Source organism: Blastococcus saxobsidens, from assembly GCF_002938435.1.
GTDB classification, from domain to species: Bacteria; Actinomycetota; Actinomycetes; order Mycobacteriales; family Geodermatophilaceae; genus Blastococcus; species Blastococcus saxobsidens.
In genome coordinates this window covers 1-25,348 of record NZ_POQT01000038.1, presented here as the reverse complement: position 1 = coordinate 25,348, position 25,348 = coordinate 1, and the positions used below count along the sequence as shown (strand labels likewise).

Here is a 25,348-nt window from a genome sequence, read left to right as displayed (position 1 = left end):
GGCTACAGCGCGCCCTTGGTGGAGGGCACGTCGGTGACCCGTGGGTCGATGGCCACCGCCTGGCGCAGCGCACGCGCCAGCGCCTTGAACTGGCCCTCGACGATGTGGTGGGCGTCGCGGCCGGCGTACAGCACCCGCACGTGCAGGCTGATCCGGGCGTTGAACGCGAAGGACTCCAGCACGTGCTTGGTGAGGCTCGTCGGGTAGTCCGGCCCGATCATCGGCGTCATGCTCTCGGGCTCGGCGTGCACGAAGTAGGGCCGGCCGGAGAGGTCGACGGCGGCCTGCGCGAGCACCTCGTCCATCGGGATGGTGGCGTCGCCGTAGCGGGTGATCCCCCGCTTGTCACCCAGCGCCTCGGCGAAGGCCTGCCCGAGCGCGATCGCGACGTCCTCGACGGTGTGGTGGGCATCGATGTGCAGGTCACCGTCGGCCTGCACGGTGAGGTCGATCCCGCTGTGCTTGCTCAGCGCGGTGAGCATGTGGTCGTAGAACCCCACGCCCGTGCTGATCGAGCTGGTGCCGGTGCCGTCGAGGTCGAGCTCGACCACGAGCTTGGTCTCGTTGGTCTGTCGCTCGACGCGTGCGGTGCGGGTCATGTGCGTCAGTCTCCCAGAGTCGTGCGGTGGTCCGGCGCGATCTCACCCAGCGCGGTGAGGAACGCGTCGGTCTCCGCCGGTGTCCCGGCGGTCACCCGGAGCCAGCCGGGCAGCCCGACGTCGCGGACGAGCACACCGCGGTCGAGCAGCGCCCGCCACGCGGCGGAGGCGTCGGCGACGTGGCCGAAGAGCACGAAGTTCGCGTCGCTCGGCACGCTGGTCAGGCCCATCGACGGCAGCGCGTCGACGATGCGGTCGCGCTGCGCCTTGACGGCGTCGACGGTAGCCAGCAGCGCATCGGTGTGCGCCAGGGCGGCTCGCGCGGCGGCCTGGGTGAGCGAGCCGAGGTGGTACGGCAGCCGCACCAGCTGGATCGCGTCCACGACGGCCGGGTCGGCGGCCAGGTAGCCCAGCCGCAGGCCGGCCATGCCGAACGCCTTGCTCATGGTGCGGCTGACGACCAGCCGCGGACGGCCCGGCAGCAGGGTGAGCGCCGAGGGGGTGCCGGTCCGGGCGAATTCGGCGTAGGCCTCGTCGACCACCAGCACCCCGGGGGTCGCCTCGTACAGGGCGGCGACCGTGTCCAGGTCGACGGCGGTGCCGGTCGGGTTGTTCGGGCTGGTCACGAAGACGACGTCGGGCGCGGCCTCGCGCAGCTGGGCGACAGCCGCTCCCGGGTCGATGGTGAAGTCGGCGGCACGGTGGCCGTCGACCCAGCCGGTGCCGGTACCCGCGGCGATGATCGGGTGCATCGAGTACGAGGGCGTGAAGCCCAGCGCGGTCCGGCCCGCTCCGCCGAACGCCTGCAGGATCTGCTGGAGCACCTCGTTGGAGCCGTTGCCCGCCCACACCTGGCCCGGCTCGATCGGCTGACCGCCGGTGCGGGTCAGGTAGGTGGCCAGGTCGGCGCGCAGCGCGACGGCATCGCGGTCGGGGTAGCGGTTGAGGTCCAGCGCCGCGGAGCCGAGCGCGGCGCCGAGGTCGGCGAGCAGCTCGTCGGGCAGCGGGTGCGGGTTCTCGTTGGTGTTGAGCCGGTGGGCGGCCGGCACCTGCGGGGCTCCGTAGGGCGTGCGGCCCCGCAGCTCCGGCCGCAGCGGGAGGTCGTCCAGCGACGTCATCGCGTCTGCCGGATCCGCACCGCCGCGGCGTGCGCCGGCAGGTCCTCCGCACCCGCGAGGGCGTCGATGTGCGGGGCGACCTCGGCCAGCGCCTGCTCGTCGTACTCGACCACGTGGATGCCGCGCAGGAAGGACTGCACCGACAGGCCGCTCTGGTGACGGGCGCAGCCGCCGGTGGGCAGCACGTGGTTGGACCCGGCGGCGTAGTCGCCGAGCGACACCGGGGACCAGGCGCCCACGAAGATCGCGCCGGCGTTGCGCACCCGGTCGGCGATCTCGCGCGGGTTGCGCGTCTGGATCTCCAGGTGCTCGGCGGCGTAGGCGTCGACGACGCGCAGCCCGTCCTCCAGGTCGTCGACGAGCACGACGCCGGACTGGGTGCCGTCGAGCGCGGTGGTGATCCGGTCGGAGTGCTTGGTGGCCGCCACCTGACCGGGCACGAGCGCCAGCACCGCGTCGGCGAGCTCCTCGCTGGTGGTGACCAGCACGGCGCCGGCCAGCGGATCGTGCTCGGCCTGGCTGATCAGGTCGGCGGCGACGTGCGCCGGGTCGGCGGTGTCGTCGGCGAGGATCGCGACCTCGGTGGGGCCGGCCTCGGAGTCGATGCCGATCATCCCGCGCAGCAGCCGCTTGGCGGCGGTGACGTAGACGTTGCCCGGGCCGGTGACCATGTCGACCGGCTCGCAGGAGCCCGCGCCGTAGCCGAAGACGGCGATCGCCTGGGCCCCGCCGACGGCGTAGACCTCGGTGACGCCGAGCAGCGCGCACGCGGCGAGCACGCCGGGGTCGGGCAGGCCGCCGTGGTCGCGCTGCGGCGGGGAGGCCACGGCGATGGACTCCACGCCGGCGATCTGGGCGGGCACGACGTTCATCACGACGCTGGACAGCAGCGGGGCGAGGCCGCCGGGCACGTAGAGGCCGACCCGGCGGACCGGGAGCCAGCGCTCGGTGACGGTGCCCCCGCGGACCACCTGCGTGGTGACGTCGGTGCGGCGCTGGTCGGCGTGCACGCGCTGCACCCGGGAGATGGCCTCCTCCAGCGCCGCGCGCAGTGTCGGGTCGCACTCGGCCAGCGCGCGGTCGAGCGCCTCCTGCGGCACGGCGAAGTCCTCGGCGTCCACGCCGTCGAGCCGGGCTGTGATCTCGCGGACCGCCTGGGCGCCGCGCACCCGCACGTCCTCGCACAGCGGGCGGACCGTGGCCAGCACCGAGTCGATGTCGGTGGCCGCCCGCGGCAGCAGGCCGGTCAACTCCCGGACGCCGGGCAACGCGTTTCCGCGCAGGTCGATGCGGGCGAGCACGGGCCACCTCCGGAGGCGGGCGGGACGGGCACCGGTGCGGTGCGGCGGGTTCCCAGCGTAGCCAGCGGCGCGGGTCACCCCGGGGGCGCCTGGGTGGGCCTGGCCGCAGGGGCCCGTACGCTTGCCGGGATGGGTGAGCTGATCCCGCTGTTCCCGCTGGGCCGGCCGCTGTTCCCCGGGGCGGTGCTGCCCCTGCAGATCTTCGAGCCGCGGTACCGCCGGCTGATCCGCGACCTCATGGCGCTGCCCGAGCACGGCGACCGCAGGTTCTTCGGCGTGGTCGCGATCCGGCAGGGCTGGGAGGTCGAGCGGGTGGCCCCCGCCGCGGCGCTCTACGACATCGGCTGCACCGCCCGGCTGCGCCGCGTCCAGGCCCAGCCCGACGGTGGTTTCCGGGTCGTCACCGTGGGCGGTGAGCGGTTCCGGCTGCTCGACGTCGTCGTCGGTGAGGAGCCGCCCTACCTGCAGGCCGAGGTCGAGTGGCTGGCCGAGGAGGAGGCGGCCGAGGAGGCCGCGGGGGACGTCGCGTCAGTCGCCGACGGGTCGGCCGGCGCACTGCCATCGGTCGACGACCTCGCCACCGAGGTGGCCCGGGGCTCGCTGGACGTGCTCGCCCGCGGGGTGGGCGACCTCTTCACCCGCTACGTGGCGGAGGTGGCCGACCTCGGCGCCGGGGCCACCGGCGACGAGGCCGAGGCCGCGGTGCGGCTGGCGGCGGCCGCCGACGACCCGAGCGCGCTGTCCTGGCTGGTGGCGTCGTCGGCCCTGCTGACCACCGAGGACCGCCAGGCGCTGCTGGCGGAGTCGGCCACCCGGCGGCGGCTGGCGGTCGAGTCCCGGCTGCTGCGGCGCGAGCTGACGCTGCTGCAGACGCTGGGTGCCGTGCCGGCGCCGCTGCAGCAGTTCACCTCGCCCATGACGGTCAACTGAGCGCCGCGGCTCAGCCGGATTCCCGGCCCAGCCCGTCGTCGGCGGTGACGAGCACGCAGGCGAGGTAGGTCAGCAGCGCGGCGAACGGGGCGCCGGCGAGCACCGGCAGGGCGCGCAGGCCCAGACCCGTCGTCACCGTCGACCCGACGGCCGTGAGCTCGGCCTCGGTGGGCGGCTGCCCCAGCAGCGCGCCGACCTGCCAGGCGCCGACGGCCGCCAGGGTCGCGCCCAGGGTGAGGACGACGAGCATCCCGACGCCGCGGGTGCGACGTCGCAGCCAGGCCAGACCCCCGGCGAGCACGCCCAGGCCTAGCAGCACGAGCAGCAGCACCGAGTCGACGCCGACGGGCACCTCGGCAGCGGGCAGGCCGACGGCCACCGGACCGTCAGCGGTGACGCGGTAGTCGGCCCGCGGGGCCAGCAGCCACCACAGCACACCGGCCGGGACGCCGCTGACGGCCAGCGCGGCGAACACCCCGAGCCCGCCGCCCAGGTCCTGCCGGACCTCAGGCCAGCCGCGCCAGTGGACGTCCCGGTGCGGTGCGGGACCCGGCGGGGCCTCCAGGGGTGGAGCCGGGATCGGCGGTGTGCTCACCGGTCCAGTGAACCCCATGGCCCCCTGCAGGGCCCCGCCGCGAGCTCGCGAGTGGCGGGGGGCAGGGGGTCCTTCATCAGAGCAGCGCCACGCTGGTCGGACCGAGCAGCGCCTTGATGTCACCCATGAGCGCGGTGCTGGGACGGACGCGGAGGCCCTGGTCCAGTCGCAGCACCGTCTCCCGGCTGCCGTTGACCAGCTTCAGCTGTACCTCGGTGGTGCCGGGGTGGCTGCCCAGCACCTCGCGCAGCCGCTCGACCACCGGAGGGGTGCACCGGGCCGCGGCCATCGACACCAGCACCGGCCCGCGCGGGCCCTCGGTGAGCTCGGGGATGGTGACCTCGGAACCGAACAGCGAGGGCTGGTCGTCACGCCGGCTGATCCGCCCCTTGACCACGACGATCTGGTCGCGGACCACCTTCTCCGAGACCTCGATCCAGGTCTTGGGGAAGAACAGCACCTCGATGCCGGACTCGAGGTCCTCCACGGTGGCGATCGCCCAGGGCGCGCCCTGCTTGTTGGTGCGCGGGGAGACCGACGTGAGGATGCCGGCGATCGTGACGTTGGCGCCGTCCTCGACCCCTCCGGCGTTGATCTCGGCGATCGGGGTGTCGGCGTGCGAGGTCAGCACGTGCTCGACCCCGTGCAGCGGGTGGTCGGAGACGTAGAGCCCGAGCATGTCGCGCTCGAACATCAGCCGCTCGCTCTTCGACCAGTCCGCGGTGGGGATGGCGATGTCGAGGGCGCCGGCGAACGGGTCGTCGGCCGCCGCCTCGCCCCCGAAGCTGCCGAAGAGGTCGAACTGGCCCTCGGCCTCCTTGCGCTTGAGGCCCATCGCGGAGTCGACGGCCTGGGCGTGGATGGCGACGATGCCCTGCCGGGAGTGCCCCAGGGAGTCGAACGCGCCGGCCTTGGCGAGGGACTCGATGACCTTTTTGTTGCAGGCCACCGTGTCGATCTTGCGCATGAAGTCGGCGAAGTCCTTGAAGGCGCCCTTCTCCTCGCGCGCCTTGACGATCGACTCCACGACGTTGGTGCCGACGTTGCGCACCGATGCCAGCCCGAAGCGGATGTCGGTGCCGACGGCGGTGAAGTCCCAGGAGGACTCGTTGACGTCCGGCGGGAGCACCTTGATGCCCATGCGGCGGCACTCGGCCAGGTAGATCGGCCGGCGGTCCTTGTCGTCCTGGACGCTGGTCAGCAGCCCGGCCATGTACTCGGCCGGGTAGTTGGCCTTGAGGTAGGCGGTCCAGTATGACACCAGCCCGTAGGCGGCCGAGTGTGCCTTGTTGAACGCGTAGTCGGCGAACGGGACGAGGATGTCCCACAGCGTCTTGATCGCGGCCGCGGAGAAGCCGTTGGCCTTCATGCCGGCCTCGAAGCCGACGAACTCGGCGTCCAGCACCGACTTCTTCTTCTTGCCCATCGCGCGGCGCAGCAGGTCGGCCTTGCCGAGCGAGTACCCGGCGACCTTCTGCGCGATCGCCATGACCTGCTCCTGGTAGACGATCAGGCCGTAGGTCTGGCCGAGGATCTCCTCCAGCGGCTCGGCCAGCTCCGGGTGGATCGGCGTGATCTCCTGCTGGCCGTTCTTGCGCAGCGCGTAGTTGGTGTGCGAGTTGGCACCCATCGGGCCGGGCCGGTAGAGCGCGCCGACGGCCGAGATGTCCTCGAAGTTGTCCGGCCGCATGAGCCGCAGCAGCGACCGCATCGGGCCGCCGTCGAACTGGAACACGCCCAGGGTGTCGCCGCGGGAGAGCAAGGCGTAGGTCGCCGGGTCGGTGAGGTCCTTGCTGATCTCGTCGAGGTCGACCGGCTCCTTGCCGTTGATCACGATGTTGCGCAGCGCGTCGTCGATGACCGTGAGGTTGCGCAGGCCCAGGAAGTCCATCTTGAGCAGCCCGAGCGTCTCGCAGGTCGGGTAGTCGAACTGCGTGATGATCGCGCCGTCGGCCTCGCGCCGCATGATCGGGATGGAGTCGATCAGCGGGTAGCGGCCGATGATGACGCCGGCGGCGTGCACGCCCCACTGGCGCTTCAGGCCCTCGAGCTTGCGGGCCTGGTCGACGACCTCCGCCGCGCCCGGGTCGGACTCGTAGCGGGCCCGGAACTCGGTGGCCTCCTTGTAGCGCGGGTGCGCCGGGTCGAACACCCCGGACAGCGGGATGCCCTTGCCCATCACGTCCGGCGGCATCAGCTTGGTCAGCTCGTCGCCCACCGAGTAGGGGCGGTCGAGCACGCGGGCGGCGTCCTTGATCGCGGCCTTGGCCTTGATCGTGCCGTACGTGACGATCTGGCTGACCCGCTCCTCGCCGTACTTCTGCGACACGTACTGGATGACCTCGCCGCGGCGGCGGTCGTCGAAGTCGATGTCGACATCGGGCATCGAGACGCGCTCGGGGTTGAGGAACCGCTCGAAGATCAGGCCGTGCTGCAGCGGGTCGAGGTCGGTGATGCCCATGGCGAAGGCGGCCAGCGAGCCGGCGGCCGAGCCACGGCCCGGACCGACGCGGATGCCGTTGTCCTTGGCCCAGTTGATGAAGTCGGCGACCACGAGGAAGTACCCCGGGAAGCCCATCTGGCAGATGATCCCGGTCTCGTAGTCGGCCTGCTTGCGCACGTGGTCGGGGATGCCGTTCGGGTACCGCTTGTGCAGCCCGCGCTCGACCTCCTTGATGAACCAGGAGGTCTCGTCCTCCCCCGGCGGCAGCGGGAAGCGCGGCATCAGGTCCGCGCCCTCGGTGAACTCCACCGCGCACTGCTCGGCGACCAGCAGCGTGTTGTCGCAGGCCACCGCCAGGTCACCGGTGAACAGCGCCCGCATCTCGGCGGCGGACTTCAGGTAGTAGCCGTCGCCATTGAAGCGGAAGCGGTTGGTCTCGTTGAGCCGCGACCCGGTCTGGATGCACAGGAGAGCGTCGTGGGCGTCGGCGTCCTCCTTGTGCGTGTAGTGCAGGTCGTTGGTGGCCAGCAGCGGGATGCCGAGGTCCTTGGCGATGGCCATCAGCGCCGGGCGGGTCTTCTTCTCGATCGAGAGCCCGTGGTCCATCAGCTCGGCGTAGAAGTTCTCCCGCCCGAAGATGTCCTGGAAGTCGGCCGCGGCCTGGCGGGCCTTGTCCTCCTTGCCGGCGCGCAGCCACATGTTCACCTCGCCCGACGGGCAGCCGGTGGTGGCGATGAGGCCCTTGCCGTACTTCTCCAGCAGGTCGCGGTCGAACCGCGGCTTGCGGTACTGGCCCTCGAGGCTGGCCAGCGAGGAGATGCGGAAGAGGTTGTGCATCCCCTCGGTGGTGCGGGCCAGCAGCGTCATGTGCGTGTAGGCCGCCTTGCCGCGGTTGGAGCCGCCGTCGCCCTCCTCGTCGATGAGGTTGTCGCCGAAGTCGAACGGCGCACGGTCGAAGCGCGAGCCCGGGGTGTAGTAGCCCTCCATGCCGATGATCGGCTTGACGCCGGCGTTCTTGGCCTGCTTGTAGAAGTCGTAGGCGCCGAAGACGTTGCCGTGGTCGGTCATCGCCAGCGCCGGCATCCCCTGCTCGGCGGCGGCCTTGGTGACCTCGGGCAGCTTGGCCGCGCCGTCGAGCATCGAGTACTCGGTGTGCACGTGCAGGTGCACGAAGGAATCGGACGGCGTACTGCTGCTCACGGGCTCTCCTCGCTGGCGCTCGTCGATCCCGTTCGCTGGGCTGCTCTGCTCATGCGTTCGCTCGCAAGCTCGCTCACGGTGCGGTCGTGCTCCTCAACTGGTCGTGCGTGCCGGCCGGCGAGGACCGCGGCTGGCGACCGGCGGGGAAGACCGGTGGTGCGAGCACCGGGTGACGGGCACCTCGGGCGGGTCCTGCGGGGGTGCCCCGATCCTCGCACTGGTTGGGTTCTACGCCGAGGGTCTGACAGGACGTGTCTGCTCACAGTAAGGACCCCCTGCCCCCCACGACTCGCACGCTCGCCGCGGGCCCCTGCAGGGGGCCGTGTCAGAGACGCCGCACCATCGTCACGTGCGCGATACCCGCCTCCTCGTACACGTCGCCGACGGCGGAGTAACCCTCGCGCTCGTAGAAGCGGCGGGCCGGCAGCTGGGCGTGCAGCTCGACCTCCGAGGCGCCACGGGCGACCGCCTGGCGGTGCAGCTCGGCGAGCACGGCCGCCCCGTGCCCCCGTCCACGGACCTCGGCGTCCGCAGCCATCCGGCCGATCCGCGCCGTCGTCCCGTCGAGCAGCAACCGGCCGGTGGCCACCACCCGGCCGGCGTCGTCGCGGCTGAGCACATGGACGGCGGTCGCGTCGGCGGCGTCCTGCTCGATCTCGGCCGGCACGCCCTGCTCCTCGACGAACACCCGCGTGCGGAGCGCGGCGACCTCCGGCCAGTCCGTGGAGGTGGCGACACGGGCGGTGGGGCTGGGCACGGAGACATTCTCCGCGCGCCCACCGCTCAGTCCTCCGGGGGCTCCTGCGCACCCCGCGACGAGGCGGGCAGGGCGCTCGCGGGGACCAGGAGGAAGCGCAGGTCGATGACGGCGTGCAGCAGGACCGGCCACAGCAGCGACCCGGTGTCCAGGTAGAGGGCGGCCATCACCCCGCCGAGCGCGCCGGTGAGGACGATCCCCGCCCGCCCCTGGTAGGCGTGCGCCAGCCCGAAGGCGACCGCGGCGACGACGACGAGCACGAACGACGTCGCTCCCCCCAGCACCGCCGCGACCACGGCCAGGAAGAAGCCGCGGTAGAGCCACTCCTCGCAGACGCCGGCGGTGATCCCGACGACGGTGAACAGCCGCCGCTCGTCGTCGGTGCGCGGGAGCAGCGCCAACGTCGACTGCCCCGGCGGCTCGGTGTGCCGGCCCTCGCCCGGCCGGCGGGCGGGTCGGGTCATCTCCAGCAGCGCCCCCGCGCGCAGCTGCCGGGTGGAGGCGACGACGAACAGCAGCACCACGACCACGACGACCGCGGTGAACGGACCGGGCCAGCTCTGCGGCCAGCGCAGCCCCACCGCCCCGGCGGAGACGTCGGTCGCGAACGCCCAGACGATGAACGCCAGCACCGCCAGGCCCCACTCGAGGACCAGCAGCCGCCGGTAGAACGAGCGCCGCGCCCCGGCGTCGCTGCGCAGCCGCCCCTCGAACCGCCGGTGCAGGACGTGCCCGGCCACCGGCTCTCCCACGACCAGGTAGGCCGCGACCACGACCGCCGCCAGGGCGGCGGGCCCGAAGTCGGCGAGGGAGTCCGGCAGACCGGTCACCGCGGGTGGATCAGGCCTCGGCGCGCAGGACGGCCAGCGCGCCGGCGAGGTCGGGCGGGTACTCGCTGGTGAACTCCGCCCAGCTCCCGTCGGCCGGGTGCGGGAATCCCAGGCGGACCGCGTGCAGCCACTGGCGCGACACCCCCAGCCGCGCGGCCAGCGTGGGGTCGGCGCCGTAGGTCGTGTCGCCGACGCAGGGGTGGCGCAGCGCGGAGAAGTGCACCCGGATCTGGTGGGTGCGACCGGTCTCGAGCCGGATGTCGACCAGGCTGGCGGCGGCGAAGGCCTCCATGACCTCGTAGTGGGTGACCGAGGGGCGACCGCCCTGGACCACCGCGAACCGCCAGTCGTGCTTCGGGTGCCGGTCGATCGGGGCGTCGATGGTGCCGCGGGAGGGGTCGGGGTGGCCCTGGACCAGGGCGTTGTACCCCTTCTCGACCGTGCGTTCCTTGAACGCGGCCTTGAGCGCGGTGTAGGCCCGCTCGCTCTTGGCCACCACCATCACCCCCGTGGTGGCGGCGTCCAGGCGGTGGACCACGCCCTGCCGCTCGGCCGCCCCCGACGTGGAGATCCGGTAGCCGGCCGCGGCCAGCCCGCCGATCACGGTCGGGCCGTCCCAGCCGGGGCTGGGGTGGGCGGCGACCCCGACGGGCTTGTCGACGACCACCAGGTCGTCGTCGTCGTGCAGGATCGTCATGCCCTCGACGGGCTTGGGCGGGGCCGGCTCGCCGGGCGGGGCCGGCAGCTCCACCTCCAGCCAGCTGCCACCGGTGAGCCGGTCGCCCTTGCCGCGGACGCGGCCGTCGACCACCACCAGGCCGGCGTCGGCCACCTCGGCGGCAGTCGTGCGGGACAGCCCGAAGAGCCGGGACAGCGCCTGGTCCACCCGCTGCCCCTCGAGCCCGTCGGGCACCGGAAGGGCCCGGTGCAGGCCGGGAGTGCTGGTCACGGCACCCATTGTGCGGGTCGGGCCGGACGGGAGGGTGCAGCCGGAGGTCAGGCGGTGTCGGCGCGGTCCTCGCCACTGCTCCGGGTGCCGTCGAACTCGATGCCGCGCAGCGCCAGGAACACCCCCAGGATGCCGCCGCAGACGATGGCCGAGTCAGCCACGTTGAACACCGGCCAGATCCGACCGTCGGGGCCGAACACGGACAGGAAGTCGACGACGCCGCCGCGCAGGAAGCCGGGGTGGCGGAAGACGCGGTCGACCAGGTTGCCGAGCGCGCCACCGAGCACGAGACCCAGGGCCACGGCCCAGCCGGTGGAGAACAGCCGGCGCGCGGTCCGCACGATGACGACGACGACCACCAGCGCGACCAGGCTGAACACCACGGTGAACCCCTCGGCGAAGGAGAAGGCGGCACCGGTGTTGCGCAGGTTCGTGAGGTAGAGGGCGCCGCCGAGGACACGGATGTCCTCGCCCGGCTCGATCCTGGCGACCACGACGAGCTTGGTCATCAGGTCGGCCAGCAGCACGACCGCGGCCAGCGAGAGCAGCAGCCGCGTCCGCAAGCGACCGCGTTGCGGCTCGGCCACGGCGGAGGCGCCACCCGTCGGCTCGTCCACCGGCTCGGCGTGCTCGGTCAGCGGGGTCTCCTCGATCGGTCGGCACCGGGGGCGGACGGCCCCCGGTACCGACGACGATAGCCGCGCCGGGACGCGGGACCGGTCAGCCGACGCCCACGGCCGTCGCGCCCCCGCGTGCGTCGGTGTCCCGGCCGCGGGCCTCCTCCGCCTGCTCCATCCGGTCCTGCGTGGCGAGCCGGGTCAGCTCCGCGCCGGCTTCCGCGTCCCGGGTCAGGTTCTCCCCCGACTGCGGGTCGAACACGTGGATCTTCCGACTGTCCAGCCAGAACTCCGCCTCGCGCCCCTCCCGGATGCGACTGGTGGCGTCGATGGAGACGATCGCCTGGGTGCGCAGCTCCTCGGAGTCCAGCTCCTTGGACAGGTCGCGCAGCTGCGTGCGGATCGAGTCGGGGGCGTCGTAGGGGATGTAGGCGTACTGCGAGTCGCCCAGCCACTCGGTCACGTCGACCTTCGCCCGGAACGTCGAGCCGAGCGGCAGCTTCGCCTCGTCGACGAGCGAGGCGTCGTCGAAGTACTCGGGGCGGATGCCGACCAGCAGCAGGTCGTGGCCGGCCACCGCGGCCGCCCGCTTCTCGTCCAGCTCGATCTCGCCGAACGGTGTGCGCAGCCGGTTGCCCTCCGGCGTCGCCGGGAGGAAGTTCATCGGCGGGGAGCCGATGAAACCGGCGACGAAGAGGTTGACCGGCTGCTCGTAGAGCTCCCGCGGGGAGGCGACCTGCTGGATCTTGCCCTTCCGCAGCACGCAGACCCGGTCGCCGAGAGTCATGGCCTCGGTCTGGTCGTGGGTGACGTAGACGGTGGTGATCCCCAGCCGGCGCTGCAGCCGGGAGATCTCGGTGCGCATCTGGCCGCGCAGCTTGGCGTCCAGGTTGGACAGCGGCTCGTCGAAGAGGAACGCATCGGCCTGCCGGACGATGGCCCGCCCCATGGCGACCCGCTGGCGCTGACCACCGGAGAGGTTGGCCGGCTTGCGCTCCAGGTGCTCCTCGAGCTCCAGCACGTCGGAGGCCTCGGTGACGCGGCGGCGGACCTCGTCGTCGGGGGTCTTGGACAGCCGCAGCGGGAAGGCGATGTTCTCGTACACCGTCATGTGCGGGTACAGGGCGTAGTTCTGGAAGACCATCGACAGGTTGCGGTCGCGGGGCGCCAGGTCGTTGACCCGCTTGCCACCGATGACCATGTCGCCGCTGGTGATGTCCTCCAGCCCGACGATCATCCGCAGCAGCGTCGACTTACCGCAGCCGGAGGGCCCGACGAGGATCATGAACTCCCCGTCGGCGATGTCCAGGCTGACGTCGTTGACCGCCGGGAACCCGTCGCCGTACTTCTTGACGATGTTGTTCATCTCGATGGAGGCCATCAGTGTTCGTCCTCTCGGGAGGTCGATGAGGGAAGGCAGGTCGGGGTCATGGCGGTCAGCCCTTGACCGCGCCGTTGGTGAGACCGGCGACGATGCGCCGCTGGAAGAGCAGGACGAGGACGACGACCGGGATCGTCACGATGACCGCCGCCGCCGAGATGGCGCCGGTGGGCTCCTCGAACTGCGAGGCGCCGGTGAACAGACCGAGCGCCGCGGGCACCGGGCGGGCCGCCTCGGTGGAGGTCAGCGAGATCCCGTAGATGAAGTCGTTCCAGGCGATGAAGAAGGCGATGATCGCCGTGGTGAACACACCCGGCGCCGCCAGCGGCACGATCACCTTGCGGAACGCCTGCCACGTGGTGGCGCCGTCCACCTGGGCCGCCTGCTCCATCTCCCAGGGGATCTCCCGGAAGAACGCCGACATGGTCCAGATCGAGATCGGCAGCGTCAGCGACAGGTACGGGATGATCAGCCCCGGCCAGGTGTCGTACAGGCCGATGTTGCGCCACAGGTTGAACAGCGGCGTCACGATCGAGATGACCGGGAAGATCGCCACCGCCAGCGCCGTGGACAGGATCAGCTTCTTGCCGGGGAAGTCCAGCCGCGCGATCGCGTAGGCGGCGAACATGGCCAGCAGGCAGGAGATCGCCGTGGCGATCAGGCAGATGCCGAAGGAGTTCACCAGCGCCGGGAGGAACAGGTCGCTGGCCCCGCCGAACAGGATCAGGTCGTAGTTCTGCCAGGTGAGCTCGGTCGGCAGGAAGCTGCCGTTGGCGAGGTCGCTGGGCGCCTTGAACGACACCGAGACGATCCAGGCGATCGGGAACAGGCAGTAGACGACGATGAGCGCGCCGCCGAGGCCCCAGACGAGCTTCTTCCGCGTGGACATGGACTACTCCCCCCGGGCCTGGGCCAGGTCGACCTTGAAGAGCTTGATGAAGGAGAAGGCGATCGCGACCACGCACAGGAAGAGCAGCACCGACACCGCCGACCCCAGCCCGATCTCCAACCGGGCGATGGTCTGCCGGTAGGCGAGGAACGACACCGACTCGGTGCCGTTGGCCCCGTTGGTCATGATGAAGATGGTGTCGAAGACCCGGAATGCGTCCAGGGTGCGGAAGAGCAGCGCGACCATGATCGCCGCCTTCATGTTCGGGATGGTCACCCGCCACATCCGCTGCCACCGCGTGGCGCCGTCCACCTTGGCCGCCTCCTGGAGCACCTCGGGCACCTGGGCCAGGCCCGCCAGGAGGAGCAGCGAGATGAACGGGGTGGTCTTCCAGATCTCGGCGAGGCAGATGACCAGGATGGCCGTCCACCGGTCACCGAACCAGTCGGTGTCGGCGGCGACGCCGGGCAGCCAGGTGAACCAGGAGTTCACGAAGCCGGAGTTGATGTCGAAGGCGAACTGCCAGGCGAAGGCCGACACCACGGTGATGACCGCGTACGGGATGAGGATCGCCGCCCGCAGCACCGGCCGCAGCGCCCGCAGTGCCTTGACCATCACCAGCGCGAGGCCGAAGCCGAGGACCAGCTCGACCGCGACGGTGACCAGCGTGATGAACGCCGTCACGCCGATCGACTCCCACCAGAGCGAGTCGGTGAGGATGACCCAGTAGTTGGTCAGCCCGACGAAGGAGCGGTTCTCCGGGTCGGTGAGCCGGTAGTCGAACAGCGACTCGTAGGTGGCCTGCAGGATCGGGTAGGCGGTGACCAGCAGCATCACCGCGAACGCCGGACCGGCCAGCAGCCAGCCGAGCTTCCGCTCGCTGCGTGCCCGGTCGGTGATCCCCTTGTCGGGCGCGGAGACCGGTTCGGTCTTCTTGCCCGGCGGGAGCGTCGTCGTCGTCACAGCAGGTCCTCCTTCGCCAGAACCGCCTTGATCAGCTCGGTGGCCCTCTCGCCGGTCCGGCCCGGGTCCACGCCCGACGGCGGGTGGTAGCTGCGCTGGATGCCGACCGAGATCTCGTTGTAGTACGGCGTCTGCGGCCGGGGGGCGGCCAGCTCCAGGGACTCCCGGATGACCGGGGCCATCGGGAACGCCTCCAGCACCTCCGGGTCGTCGTACACCGAGGTGGCCGACGCCGGGTTGCCGTTGGTCACGAAGTAGTACGCCTGGTTCTCGTCGGAGACGATGCACTCGGCGGCCTCGTAGGCCAGCTCGGGGCTCTCGCTGAAGGCACCCACCCCGAGGTTGATCCCGCCGTAGGGCGGTGCGGCCGGCTCGTCCTCGTCCACCCGGGGGTAGATCGCCGCGGCGTAGTCCTCGGGAACGGAGGCATCCATCGTCCCGGCCTCGACGGCGCCCAGCGCACGGGGGTAGACGAACGGGTAGTTGACGTTGAACCCGCCGTTCTCGCTCTCCAGCCCGGTGGCGCTGGAGTCCTCGTTGGACGTGGAGAACGCCGCCCCGGCCGCCTCGGACTCGGCCACCATCTTCATCACCTCGGTGGCCCGCTGGCCCGCCTCGGTGTCGAGTCCCAGTTCGATCTGCGCGGGGTCCTCCGGTGAGGCGTCGGTGATGATCGAGCCGCCGGCGGACTCGATGAGGGCGTTGAACCAGACGGTGAGCGACTCGGCCCGGGCGCCCTGGGCACCGACCAGCGTGCCGGTCTCCTCGGCGGCCTGGACGATCTGCTCCCAGGTCACCGGCTCCTCCATGTCCAGCCCCGCCGCCTCGGCGACGGACTTGCGGTACCAGAGCACCTGGGTGTTGGCCCAGAACGGGATCGCGACGAGCTCGTCGTCCCAGGTCGATCCCTCGACGGCGCTCTCGACGACGTCCTCGGTGACCCGCTGGGCGACGTCCTCGGGCACGGGGGCCAGGAAGCCGGCCTGCGCGAACTCGGGGATGAACGGGGGGTCCAGGCTCATCAGGTCGATGGAGTCGTCGTTGGCCGCGAGGCGCCGGATCAGCTGCTCGCGCTGGGACGCCGCGTCGCGCGGCAGCAGCGCCGTCTCGATCGTGTAGCGGCCCTCGGACGCCTCGGTGCACCGGGCGGCGATCTCGGCCTGCCCGCCGGCGTCGGGGTTGATGTACCAGGTGAGGGAGGAGGCGCCTCCGCTGTCACCGCCGCAGGCGACGAGCGTCCCGGCCGTGACCAGGAGGGAGGCGGCCGCGGCGACGGGTCTGCCCCGTGTCCTCCGCGCGGCCGGTCGGATCGTGGTCGCCCGCTTCTCGGGCCCTGGTCTGCCAGCCGCGTAGGGCACGGTGCATCGCCTCCGTTGGCGCGACGGCGACGGTTGGTCGCCGTGATCTTCGGAGCGTGGTGCAGCTCACAAAGGGTGTCAATTCGAACCGGCGCCGGACCGCGGATCGCGTCCGGACCGAGACGTGCCACGGGCGCCGGGGTGGTGCCGGCCGGCTTCCTGATGCGGTCTCAGCCGCGGCCGGCGATGACCGACGGCGTCGTCAGCTCCTGCGGCGTGCGCGGCAGCACGGTGTCGAAGTAGGACCGCGCCGCCTTCGTCGTCCCGACGTCCCGGCCGGCCTGCTCCGACAGGAACCACCGGTGCTCGAGCACCTCGTGGAACACCTCGGCCGGCTCCAGCCGGCCGCGCAGGTCCTCGGGGATCGCGTCGACGACGGGCTGGTAGACCTCGGCGAGCCAGCGGTGCCCGGCGATCGTCTCCGGAACCGGGCTGCCCGACTTCTGCTCCAGGTAGGCGCGGAAGGCCCGGACGTCGTTGAGCAGCCGCTGGGCCTGCCGCTCCTGCACCTCCAGGCCGGCGAGGCGGAACAGCTCGTGCCGGTTGTGCCCCGGTCCGGCCACCCGGGTCTCCACCCGCAGCCGGGTGCCCCCGTCGGTGGTCTTCAGCTCCACCTCGCCGACGTCGAAGCCGAGGTCGTTGAGCCGCTGGAGCCGCTCGGCGACGCGGTAGCGCTGCTCGTCGGTGCGGAATACCTCCTCGCGCGTGACCTCCTCCCACAGCGACTCGTAGCGCGGCGGGAGGCTGTCGGCCACCTCGATCGGGTCGATGTCGGCGGGCAGCAGACCGCCGAACTGCAGGTCCAGCAGCTCGGCGCCGACCCGCTCGCGCGCGAGGTCGACGTCGTAGGCCCGCTGGCCCGGCGACAGGCTCGGGTGGCGCTCGACCGTCTCGGCGTCGACCAGGTACGCGGCGAAGGTGCCGGCGTCGAGCCGGAAGAGGGTGTTGGACAGCGAGCAGTCACCCCAGAAGACCCCCGCCAGGTGCAGCCGCACGAGCAGCACGACCATCGTGTCCAGCAACTGCTCCGCCGAGCGCTCGCCGCGCGGGCGGGAGAACAGCCACCGGTAGGACATCGAGTACTCGAGGTAGCGGGTGACCAGCACGGCGGGCTGCTCGTCCGGCCGGTCGACGCAGATGCCGAGCACCGACACCGCGGGCAGGCCCTCGCCCTCGAACTGGGCCAGCAGCGCGTACTCGTGCCGTGCCAGCCGCTCGTCGATCTCCTTGAGCGCGTAGACCCGGTCCTCGACGGCGACGAACCGGACGACGTGCCGGGAGATGCCGCGCGAGGGCACGTCGAGCAAGAGGTCGTGGTCCCACTCCTCCAGCGGCTGGTCCCACGGCAGCAGCAGAAGGCCCGTCGCGTCCGCGGCCGGTGGCCGGAAGAGGTAGCGCATGGTGTCGCTCCATGGGTCCCGGCACGGCGACCGCCGCCCGGTGCCGGTGTGGTCACGATGCCACGGGACGAGCGCCGCCGCCTGCAGGGCGCGTCGTCGCGGCGCCCGACCGCCTGCGGGCGGAGGCGTTACCCCTCCAGCGGACAGCCGCGACCGGGGAATGTCGGGTTCCGGGACAGCGCCCGCCCCCTGTCTCAGTACGGGACGGAGTCCGGATCGCCGTACCAGTCCGAGGGCAGCCAGGACACGTCGCGCGGGAGCTAGTCCTCGTCGTCGGGGCGGCCGGTCTCGCCGCGCCACATGGCCAGTCGGCCGGCGCGGCTGACGGCGCGCAGCCGGCGCTCGGCCTCGGGGCGGGAGCGCCGGGCCGACACCAGCAGCGCCTGGTCCCCGCGCATGAGCCGCGTCGTCTCGTCGGGCACGAAGGACCGGCCGTCGCGCACGATCAGCACGACCGCGGCGTCCTCGGGCAGCCGCAGCTCGGGGAGGTAGACGCCGTGCAGCCGTGATCCGGCCGGCACGGTCATCTGCATGAGCTCGGCGTCCAGCTCCTCCAGCGGCGCGGCCTCCACCTGGATCTCCCGCGGGGCCAGCGGCGCGGCGATGCCCAGCCGCCGGGCCACCCAGGGCAGCGACCAGCCCTGCACCAGCGTGAAGACGAGCACCAGCACGAACACCGTGTCGAACACCGTCGTGGCACCGGGGACCCGGGCGGTCAGCGGAAAGGTGGCGACGACGATCGGGACGGCGCCGCGCAGCCCGGCCCAGGCGATGAACGCCTGCTGGCGGGCCGGGAAGCGGAACCACACGAGGCTGGCCAGCACCGACAGCGGCCGGGCCAGCAGCAGCAGCGCACCGCCCACCACCAGCGCCGGGCCGACGGCGTCGGGCAGCCGGGACGGCGACACCAGCAGCCCCAGCATCACGAACAGACCGATCTGGGCGAGCGAGGCCATGCCCTCGGCGAACCCGATGCTGGCCGAGCGGTGCGGCAGCGTGGCGTTGCCGAGCACCAGCCCGCACAGGTAGACGGCCACGAAACCGGAGGCGTGCAGCAGGTCGGCGCCGGCGAAGGCCAGCACGCACAGCGCCAGGGTGGCCAGCGGGTAGAAGCCCGACAGCGGCAGCGCGACCCGGCGGAGCAGCTCCGCGCCACCGAAGCCGACTGCCAGACCCAGCGCCGCTCCCCCGACCAGCTCGGCCACGACCACCACGGGCACGAGCCAGTACGGCCCCGAGGCCTCACCGGTGAGCACGTCGGAGAGCACGACGACGAGCAGGATGACCGGGGCGTCGTTCAGGCCGCTCTCGGTCTCCAAGGAGGCGGCCAGGCGCCGGGGCAGCGGCAGCCGGCGGAGGGTGGCGAACACGGCGGCGGCGTCGGTCGAGCTGATGACCGCCGCCACCAGGAGCGCGAACCCCCAGGTCCAGCCCAGCAGCCAGACGGTCACCGCCCCGGTGACGCCGATGCTGACCATGACGCCGACGGTCGCCAGGCTCAGCCCGGGCCCGAGTGCGCGGCGGACGTCGGCCCAGCGGGTGGTGAGCCCACCCTCGGCGAGGATCACCAGGAGCGCGGCGACACCGAGCGTCTGCGCCAGCCAGTAGTCCTCGAACTCCACACCCAGGCCGCTCTCCCCCAGGAGCACCCCGATGGCCAGGTAGAGCAGGAGGCTGGGCAGGCCGAGCTTGTCCGCCAGCCGCAGCGCGATCGCCGCGAGCAGGACCACGCCCGCCCCGATGGCGAGGGCGACCGTGACCGTCGTGTTCACCGCCCGCCCTCCATGGGGGGAGTCTCCCGTACCGGCTCGCGGGCCGAGGGGGACGCACCGGCGAACCCGTTTGCCGGTTCGGGGAGAATGGCGTGCGTGAGCGCCCCCACCGGTCCCTTCGCCGCGCTGCCCCCGCAGGTCGACCTCCCCGAACTCGAGCACCGCATCCTGGAGCGCTGGGAGAGCGAGAAGGTCTTCGACCGGTCGCTGGAGGCCTCGCAGGGCCGGCCGCAGTGGAACGTCTACGAGGGCCCGCCGACCGCCAACGGCCGCCCCGGCACCCACCACATCGAGGCCCGGGCGTTCAAGGACGTCTTCCCCCGGTTCAAGACGATGCAGGGCTGGCACGTGCCCCGCCGCGCCGGCTGGGACTGCCACGGCCTGCCCGTCGAGATCGCCGTCGAGCAGCAGCTGGGCTTCGCCGGCAAGCCCGACATCGAGCGCTACGGCATCGCGGAGTTCAACGCCCGGTGCCGCGAGTCGGTGGAGAAGCACGTCGCCGACTTCGCCGACCTCACCCGCCGGATGGGCTACTGGGTCGACTTCTCCCAGGCCTACTGGACGATGGACCCGTCCTACATCGAGAGCGTCTGGTGGTCCCTCAAGCAGGTGCACGGCAAGGGCCTGCTGGTCGAGGACCACCGCGTCGCGCCCTACTGCCCGCGCTGCGGCACCGGCCTCTCCGACCACGAGGTCGCCCAGGGGTACGAGACGATCACCGACCCCTCGGTCTACGTGCGCCTGCCGATCGTCGACGGCGAGTGGGCGGGCAGGGCCGACCTGCTGGTCTGGACGACGACGCCGTGGACGCTGCCCAGCAACACCGCCGTCGCCGTGCACCCCGAGGTGCCCTACGTCGTCGCCCGCGCCGCCGGCTCCGACGACGTACCCGTCGTGGTCGCCGAGCCGCTGCTGGCCGCCGTCCTCGGCGAGGAGGCCGAGGTGCTCGGCCGGGCACCCGGCCGGGACTGGGAGCGCACCCACTACCAGCGGCCCTTCGAGCTGGTCGACTTCCCCGCGGGCCCCGACGGTCAGCAGGTCGACGCCCACTTCGTCGTCCTGGCCGAGTACGTCACGACCGACGACGGCACCGGCCTGGTGCACCAGTCCCCCGCGTTCGGCGCCGACGACCTCGTCGTGTGCCGGGGCTACGGCCTGCCCGTCGTGAACCCGATCGACGCGACCGGCCACTTCCTGCCCGAGGTGCCGCTGGTCGGCGGGCATTTCTTCAAGGCCGCCGACGCCGGGCTGGTCGAGGACCTGAAGGCGCGCGGCGTGCTGTTCCGCGAGATCCGGTACGAGCACAGCTACCCGCATTGCTGGCGCTGCCACACGCCGCTCATGTACTACGCCCAGCCGTCCTGGTACATCCGCACCAGCGCGATCAAGGACCAGCTGCTCGCGGAGAACGAGAAGACGAACTGGTTCCCCGAGAGCATCAAGACCGGCCGCTACGGCGACTGGCTGGACAACAACGTCGACTGGGCGCTGTCGCGCGACCGGTACTGGGGCACCCCGCTGCCGGTGTGGCGCAACGACGCCGACCCGAAGCAGATGGTCGTCGTCGGCTCGCTCGCCGAGCTCTCGCAGCTGACCGGCCGGGACCTGTCCGACCTCGACCCGCACCGGCCGTTCATCGACGAGATCACCTTCACGCTGCCCGGCACCGACGGCACCTACCGGCGCGTGCCGCAGGTCATCGACGCCTGGTACGACTCCGGCTCGATGCCGTTCGCCCAGTGGGGCGCGCCCTACCGCAACCAGGAGCAGTTCGAGGCCGCCTACCCGGCGCAGTTCATCGCCGAGGCGATCGACCAGACCCGCGGCTGGTTCTACTCGCTCATGGCCGTCGGCACCCTGGTGTTCGAGCAGAGCTCCTACGAGAACGTGCTGTGCCTGGGCCACATCCTGGCCGAGGACGGCCGCAAGATGAGCAAGCACCTGGGCAACATCCTGGAGCCCATCCCGCTGATGGACCGGCACGGCGCCGACGCCGTCCGCTGGTTCATGCTCGCCGGCGGCTCGCCGTGGTCGGCCCGCAGGGTGGGCCACGAGACGCTGTCCGAGGTGGTCCGCAAGGTGTTGCTCACCTACTGGAACACCGCGAGCTTCTTCACCCTGTACGCCGAGACCAACGGCTGGGACCCGGCCTCGGCTCCCGCGCCGGCGCGCGCCGACCGACCGCTGCTCGACCGGTGGGCGCTGGCCGAGCTGGCCGCGGTCACCCGGGACGTCACCGCGGCGCTGGAGGAGTTCGACACCCAGGGCGCCGGCCGGCTGCTCGCCGCGTTCGTCGACGACCTCTCCAACTGGTACGTCCGCCGCTCCCGCCGCCGCTTCTGGGACGGCGACCCCGCCGCCCTGGGCACGCTGCACGAGGTGCTCGACGGGCTGACCCGCCTCATGGCGCCGTTCACACCGTTCGTCACCGACGAGGTGTGGGTGCGCGCCGTCGTGCCCGGGCGGGCCGACGCGGTCGACTCCGTCCACCTCGCCTCCTGGCCCGAGGTGGACGCCGATGCCCTGGACGACACGCTGGTCGAGCAGATGACGCTCGTCCGCCGGCTGGTGGAGCTGGGCCGCTCGGCCCGCACCTCCGCCAAGGTGCGCACCCGCCAGCCGCTGGCCAGCGCCGTCGTCGCCGCGCCGGGCTGGTCGGCGCTCCCCCGCGACCTGGTCGCCGAGGTGGCCGACGAGCTGAACGTGGCGGAGGTCCTGGAGCTGGCCGCCGTGGGCGGCGAGCTGGTCGACGTCAGCGTGAAGATCGACTTCCGCGCGGTCGGCCGCCGGCTGGGCAAGCAGGTCCAGGCGGTGGCCCAGGCCGTCGCGGCCGCCGACGCCCCGGCCCTCGTTGCCGACTACCGGGCCGGGACGGCGACCGTCGAGGTCGACGGCGCGCCGGTCGCACTGGAGGACGGGGAACTGATCGTGACCGAGACGCCGCGCGAGGGGTGGACGGTGGCCAGCACCGGCGGTCTCACCGTGGCGCTGGACCTGACGCTCACCCCGGCACTCGAGCGCGCCGGGTTGGTGCGCGAGGTCGTCCGCCTGGTGCAGGAGGCGCGCAAGAACTCCGGCCTGGAGGTCAGCGACCGGATCGAGCTGCGCTGGACGGCCGACGGCCGCCTCGCGCAGGCCCTCGACGAGCACGCCGAGCAGCTGGCCGGTGAGGTGCTGGCCGTGGCCGTGCACCCGGGCACCACGGGCACCGGCGACGGCGTCGAAGGGCCCGAGGGCTCCCGGTTCTGGGTGGCGAAGGCCTAACGGCGGGAGCGGGTCCGGTCGGCGAGCGTCCGATCGGGCCGGCAGACCGCGCACGGCGTGAACCCGTCCGTTCGGGCCTCGTCCACCGGGATCGGGATCGTCTCGCGCCGGCCGACCCAGGTGCACCCCGCCACGTGGTAGCGCGGGTGCTCGTCGACGACGAGCACCTCGTCGGTGAGGTCGACGACCAGCAGCAGGTCGGTGACCTCCACCTCCTCGACCTCCGGATCGGCCTCGTCCTGCACGACCGCTCCGGCGCGGTCATGGGCGGGCTCGGGGGCGCGGGAGTCCGCGGCGGCGGCGTTCGTGGCACCCCGCGCACCGGCGGCGGAGGCGGAGGCGACCGTCGCTCCCTGGCTCGCCGGGTCCACGACGTCGTCCCGGCCCCCGGCACCCCGGGCGGCCGACCCGGACGGCGTGGCGCGCGCCGCGATCTCCCGGCGGGCGACGACCAGCAGGGCAGCGGCCGCCACGCAGGCGGCGATGCAGGCCCAGTAGAGCGCGTCGACGCCGGTGAGGAGTGCGGCCACGAACAGGCCGAGACCCGCGAGCACGAGCAGACCGGCGCCGAGGATCACGCCTGCACCTTAGGGTGCGAGGCGGCGCAGTCGCCCGTCGGACGGTGCAGCGAGGTGCGGGAACGACGAGAGGGTCACCGGAGCGGACTCCGGTGACCCTCTCGATCCCCCTTCGGCGGGGGCCGTGCTCAGCTGCCGACCGGCGTCAGGCCGGCGCGTGCTGGTTCTGCCGGCCCGCGCCGGCCGGCTCGGCGGAGCCGCGGGTGTCCAGGTCGCGCAGGTGCGACTCCAGGTAGGAGCGCAGGCGGGTGCGGTACTCCCGCTCGAAGGTGCGCAGCTCCTCGATCTTGCGGTCGAGGCTGTTGCGCTTCTCCTCGAGGGTGCCCATGACCTCGCCGTGCCGGCGCTCGGCGTCCTGCTCGAGAGCCGCGGCCTTGGCCCGGGCCTCGCGCTCCACCGTCTCGGCCCGGGTGCGGGCGTCACCGATCATCGAGTCCGCGCGGTGCTTGGCCTCGGTGACCATCTGCTCGCTCTTGGCGCGCGCCTCGGTCATGAGCCGCTCGCTGTTGGTCTTGGCGCTGCCGAGCATCTGCTCGGCCTGCGTCTTGGCCTCGTTGACGTACCGGTCGGCCGTCTCGGTGGCCAGGGCCAGCATCCGGGAGGCGCGGGCGCTGTCGTCCTCGCGGGGCTGCTGGACCGGTGGCGGCGCGGCGACGACGGGGGCGGGCGCGGGAGCAGGCGGCTCAGGCCGCTCCTCGGCGCGGGCAACGGCCCGGCCGGCGCCGGCGCGCAGCTCGTTGTTCTCCTCGATCAAGCGGGCCAGCTCGGCCTCCACGACGTCGAGGAAGGCGTCGACCTCGTCCTCGTCGTAGCCCCGCTTGCCGATCGGCGGCTTCTTGAACACGACGTTGTGCACGTCGGCAGGCGTCAATGGCATCGGGTCACCTCGGGTCGGACGGCGGGAGCAAGGAACTCGGACGTGCGGGGCCGTACCCCGCGCGTCGTGCGGTCCTGGGTCCCGGGGGATTCAGCGATCACGCGACGGCCAGCGATGTCGTGATGCTCCGGAGGAGCACCACGGCGATCAGCAGCACCATAAACCCGAGGTCCAGACGGATCGACCCCAGGTTCAGCGGCGGGATGACCTTGCGCACCGCCTTGAGCGGCGGGTCGGTCGTGGAGTACACGACCTCCAGCCCCGCGGCGACGAGACCGGAGGGACGCCAGCTGCGCGCCAGCACCATCACCCAGTCCACGACGAACCGCGCGAAGAGCAGCACGAGGAAGACGAGCAGCACCGACGAGACGATCTGCCAGAAGAGAGCCACAGTCCTCGTTCGTTCAGGGCACCTCGGGTGCCGCCTCCACCGGTGTCACGACTCCGCCACCGATCAGGACTTGTCGGAGAACCCGCCCTCGCGGATCTTCGCCTTGTCCTCGGCGGTGACGGCGACGTCCTGCGGGCTGAGCAGGAACACCTTGGCCGTGACGCGCTCGATACTACCGCGCAGGCCGAAGCTCAGACCGGCGGCGAAGTCGACGAGCCGCTTGGCGTCGGCGTCGTCCATCTCGGTCAGGTTCATGATGACCGGCATGCCGTCCCGGAACCGCTCACCGATGGTCCGCGCCTCGTTGTAGGTGCGCGGGTTCAGCGTGGTGATCCGGTAGTTCTTCGCCGCCGGCGCGGCCGCCGGGGCGGGCGCGGGCTCCGGCTCGGCCACCGGCTCGCGCATGGCCAGACCGGCCGCGGCCACCGGGCCGCTGCTCAGGCTGCCCACGCGGCCACCGACCGGGCCCGACGACGCACCGCTGGGAGCCAGTCCCAGGGTGCGCGGGGCGACCCGGCGCACCGCGAGCGGCTCGGGGTCGCGCACGGCCGGCTCGGCCGGGGCGAGCTCCTCCTCGGCGTAGCCGCCGCGAGGGTAGTCGTCGTCGGCGTAGGGCCGGTCGCTGTAGGCGTCGTCGTAGCGCTCGTCGGCGTACCGGCCGTACCGGCGGTCGTCGAGCTCGTCGGACGCCCGGGAGTCGTACCGGCCGTAGGCCCGGGTGTCGTCGTCCTCGACGAGCCCCAGGTAGATCCCCATCCTCCGCATGGCTCCAGCCATCGGACCTCCCCTTCTACTGGCGTCCTCAGCGTCGCGTCGGCACCGTGGTCGTCGCATCGTCCCCGGTGGTCCGGTTCGGATGCGCCCCGTGTGACTGCTGTGACTCGCGTGGCTGGTGTTCCTCGAACTCACCGCAGGGTAGGGGGCGCGAACCGAACAACGCGGTACCGACACGCACCAGCGTGGCGCCGGCGGCGACGGCCGCCTCGAGGTCGCCGCTCATGCCCGCGGACAGCGCGTCGGCCTCCGGGTGGTCGGCGCGCACCCGCTCGGCGAGCGCCGCGAGCCGGGCGAAGGCGGGCGCGGGGTCACCGTCGCGGGGCGCCACCGCCATGAGCCCGCGCAGCCGCAGGCCGGCC

Annotated in this window: 22 protein-coding genes; 2 read left to right on the top strand and 20 right to left on the bottom strand. The window is 72.4% G+C overall.

Translation table 11 applies throughout. From position 1 onward, the window contains the following. Positions 1-2: 2 nt before the first annotated feature. The 3 genes from hisB to hisD are packed head-to-tail and all read right to left on the bottom strand — an operon-like array spanning position 3 to position 3,018. The gene (hisB, locus tag C5507_RS18530; RefSeq protein WP_104529987.1) at positions 3-599 is read right to left on the bottom strand and encodes an imidazoleglycerol-phosphate dehydratase HisB; all 597 of its coding nucleotides are present in this window, start codon (positions 597-599) and stop codon (positions 3-5) included. A gap of 5 nt (positions 600-604) precedes the next feature. Then, positions 605-1,717, bottom strand: coding sequence for a histidinol-phosphate transaminase (locus tag C5507_RS18525; protein ID WP_104529986.1), 1,113 nt, complete (start codon positions 1,715-1,717; stop codon positions 605-607). Next, positions 1,714-3,018 (bottom strand): histidinol dehydrogenase, encoded by a 1,305-nt coding sequence (hisD, locus tag C5507_RS18520; RefSeq protein WP_104529985.1) that lies wholly within the window; start codon positions 3,016-3,018, stop codon positions 1,714-1,716. The genes C5507_RS18525 and hisD overlap by 4 nt, the downstream gene beginning before the upstream one ends. A gap of 129 nt (positions 3,019-3,147) precedes the next feature. Between hisD and C5507_RS18515 the strand changes: the two genes are divergently transcribed. Next, positions 3,148-3,948: an LON peptidase substrate-binding domain-containing protein gene (locus C5507_RS18515; protein ID WP_104529984.1), complete on the top strand. Its 801-nt coding sequence runs from the start codon at positions 3,148-3,150 to the stop codon at positions 3,946-3,948. A 10-nt stretch (positions 3,949-3,958) separates the two neighbouring features. On the opposite strand, the gene C5507_RS18510 is transcribed toward C5507_RS18515, so the two are convergent. The 12 genes from C5507_RS18510 to C5507_RS18455 form a co-directional block, all read right to left on the bottom strand. After that, positions 3,959-4,543: a hypothetical protein gene (locus tag C5507_RS18510; protein WP_104529983.1), complete on the bottom strand. Its 585-nt coding sequence runs from the start codon at positions 4,541-4,543 to the stop codon at positions 3,959-3,961. A gap of 76 nt (positions 4,544-4,619) precedes the next feature. Then, a complete protein-coding gene (gene dnaE / locus C5507_RS18505) occupies positions 4,620-8,186 on the bottom strand; it encodes a DNA polymerase III subunit alpha (protein WP_242610990.1) in 3,567 nt (1,188 codons plus the stop codon). Between the two features lie 325 nt (positions 8,187-8,511). Next, entirely contained in the window at positions 8,512-8,943 is a 432-nt protein-coding gene (locus C5507_RS18500; protein WP_104529982.1) for a GNAT family N-acetyltransferase, read from the bottom strand. Positions 8,944-8,969: 26 nt separating this feature from the next. Further along, on the bottom strand, positions 8,970-9,773 hold the full coding sequence (locus tag C5507_RS18495; protein ID WP_104529981.1) for a CPBP family intramembrane glutamic endopeptidase: 804 nt from the start codon (positions 9,771-9,773) through the stop codon (positions 8,970-8,972). Between the two features lie 10 nt (positions 9,774-9,783). Beyond that, positions 9,784-10,731 (bottom strand): RluA family pseudouridine synthase, encoded by a 948-nt coding sequence (locus C5507_RS18490; RefSeq protein ID WP_104529980.1) that lies wholly within the window; start codon positions 10,729-10,731, stop codon positions 9,784-9,786. Between the two features lie 38 nt (positions 10,732-10,769). Further along, positions 10,770-11,339 carry a signal peptidase II gene (gene lspA, locus C5507_RS18485; RefSeq protein ID WP_104529979.1) on the bottom strand — a complete coding sequence of 190 codons (570 nt, stop codon included), beginning with the start codon at positions 11,337-11,339 and terminating at the stop codon, positions 10,770-10,772. 103 nt (positions 11,340-11,442) lie between these two features. Continuing rightward, the gene (locus C5507_RS18480) at positions 11,443-12,720 is read right to left on the bottom strand and encodes an ABC transporter ATP-binding protein (RefSeq protein ID WP_104529978.1); all 1,278 of its coding nucleotides are present in this window, start codon (positions 12,718-12,720) and stop codon (positions 11,443-11,445) included. Between the two features lie 55 nt (positions 12,721-12,775). Next, positions 12,776-13,609: a carbohydrate ABC transporter permease gene (locus C5507_RS18475; protein WP_104529977.1), complete on the bottom strand. Its 834-nt coding sequence runs from the start codon at positions 13,607-13,609 to the stop codon at positions 12,776-12,778. Positions 13,610-13,612: 3 nt separating this feature from the next. After that, complete coding sequence (locus C5507_RS18470) at positions 13,613-14,572, bottom strand: carbohydrate ABC transporter permease (RefSeq protein WP_104529976.1); 960 nt, start codon at positions 14,570-14,572, stop codon at positions 13,613-13,615. Next, positions 14,569-15,930, bottom strand: a complete 1,362-nt coding sequence (locus C5507_RS18465) for an extracellular solute-binding protein (protein WP_242610989.1) — start codon at positions 15,928-15,930, stop codon at positions 14,569-14,571. The genes C5507_RS18470 and C5507_RS18465 overlap by 4 nt, the downstream gene beginning before the upstream one ends. Positions 15,931-16,100: 170 nt before the next feature. Beyond that, positions 16,101-17,330: a DUF4032 domain-containing protein gene (locus C5507_RS18460; protein WP_104529975.1), complete on the bottom strand. Its 1,230-nt coding sequence runs from the start codon at positions 17,328-17,330 to the stop codon at positions 16,101-16,103. A 260-nt stretch (positions 17,331-17,590) separates the two neighbouring features. Further along, positions 17,591-19,102, bottom strand: a complete 1,512-nt coding sequence (locus C5507_RS18455; protein WP_104529974.1) for a potassium/proton antiporter — start codon at positions 19,100-19,102, stop codon at positions 17,591-17,593. A gap of 87 nt (positions 19,103-19,189) precedes the next feature. Here C5507_RS18455 and ileS point away from each other — a divergent pair, with 87 nt between their 5' ends. After that, positions 19,190-22,366, top strand: coding sequence for an isoleucine--tRNA ligase (ileS, locus tag C5507_RS18450; protein WP_165400429.1), 3,177 nt, complete (start codon positions 19,190-19,192; stop codon positions 22,364-22,366). On the opposite strand, the gene C5507_RS18445 is transcribed toward ileS, so the two are convergent. From C5507_RS18445 to C5507_RS18425, 5 genes are all read right to left on the bottom strand, one after another. After that, positions 22,363-22,944 carry a hypothetical protein gene (locus tag C5507_RS18445; protein ID WP_104529972.1) on the bottom strand — a complete coding sequence of 194 codons (582 nt, stop codon included), beginning with the start codon at positions 22,942-22,944 and terminating at the stop codon, positions 22,363-22,365. The two genes, ileS and C5507_RS18445, sit on opposite strands and share 4 nt — an antisense overlap. Before the next feature lie 145 nt (positions 22,945-23,089). Further along, positions 23,090-23,821 (bottom strand): DivIVA-like cell division protein Wag31, encoded by a 732-nt coding sequence (gene wag31 / locus C5507_RS18440; protein WP_104529971.1) that lies wholly within the window; start codon positions 23,819-23,821, stop codon positions 23,090-23,092. Positions 23,822-23,918: 97 nt separating this feature from the next. Continuing rightward, positions 23,919-24,212 (bottom strand): YggT family protein, encoded by a 294-nt coding sequence (locus C5507_RS18435; RefSeq protein ID WP_104529970.1) that lies wholly within the window; start codon positions 24,210-24,212, stop codon positions 23,919-23,921. A gap of 63 nt (positions 24,213-24,275) precedes the next feature. Continuing rightward, positions 24,276-24,989, bottom strand: coding sequence for a cell division protein SepF (locus tag C5507_RS23370; RefSeq protein WP_104529969.1), 714 nt, complete (start codon positions 24,987-24,989; stop codon positions 24,276-24,278). 25 nt (positions 24,990-25,014) lie between these two features. Beyond that, positions 25,015-25,348: alanine racemase (locus tag C5507_RS18425; RefSeq protein ID WP_211295534.1), on the bottom strand; the 334-nt coding region annotated here is incomplete at its 5' end.

What these genes read in the sequence shown, in the direction of transcription:
- hisB (WP_104529987.1), bottom strand. Translation starts at nt 599, where the DNA reads ATGACCCGCACCGCACGCGTCGAGCGACAGACCAACGAGACCAAGCTC.
- C5507_RS18525 (WP_104529986.1), bottom strand. Translation starts at nt 1,717, where the DNA reads ATGACGTCGCTGGACGACCTCCCGCTGCGGCCGGAGCTGCGGGGCCGC.
- C5507_RS18515 (WP_104529984.1), top strand. Translation starts at nt 3,148, where the DNA reads ATGGGTGAGCTGATCCCGCTGTTCCCGCTGGGCCGGCCGCTGTTCCCC.
- C5507_RS18490 (WP_104529980.1), bottom strand. Translation starts at nt 10,731, where the DNA reads ATGGGTGCCGTGACCAGCACTCCCGGCCTGCACCGGGCCCTTCCGGTG.
- C5507_RS18480 (WP_104529978.1), bottom strand. Translation starts at nt 12,720, where the DNA reads ATGGCCTCCATCGAGATGAACAACATCGTCAAGAAGTACGGCGACGGG.
- C5507_RS18475 (WP_104529977.1), bottom strand. Translation starts at nt 13,609, where the DNA reads ATGTCCACGCGGAAGAAGCTCGTCTGGGGCCTCGGCGGCGCGCTCATC.
- C5507_RS18460 (WP_104529975.1), bottom strand. Translation starts at nt 17,330, where the DNA reads ATGCGCTACCTCTTCCGGCCACCGGCCGCGGACGCGACGGGCCTTCTG.
- ileS (WP_165400429.1), top strand. Translation starts at nt 19,190, where the DNA reads ATGGCGTGCGTGAGCGCCCCCACCGGTCCCTTCGCCGCGCTGCCCCCG.
- wag31 (WP_104529971.1), bottom strand. Translation starts at nt 23,821, where the DNA reads ATGCCATTGACGCCTGCCGACGTGCACAACGTCGTGTTCAAGAAGCCG.
- C5507_RS23370 (WP_104529969.1), bottom strand. Translation starts at nt 24,989, where the DNA reads ATGGCTGGAGCCATGCGGAGGATGGGGATCTACCTGGGGCTCGTCGAG.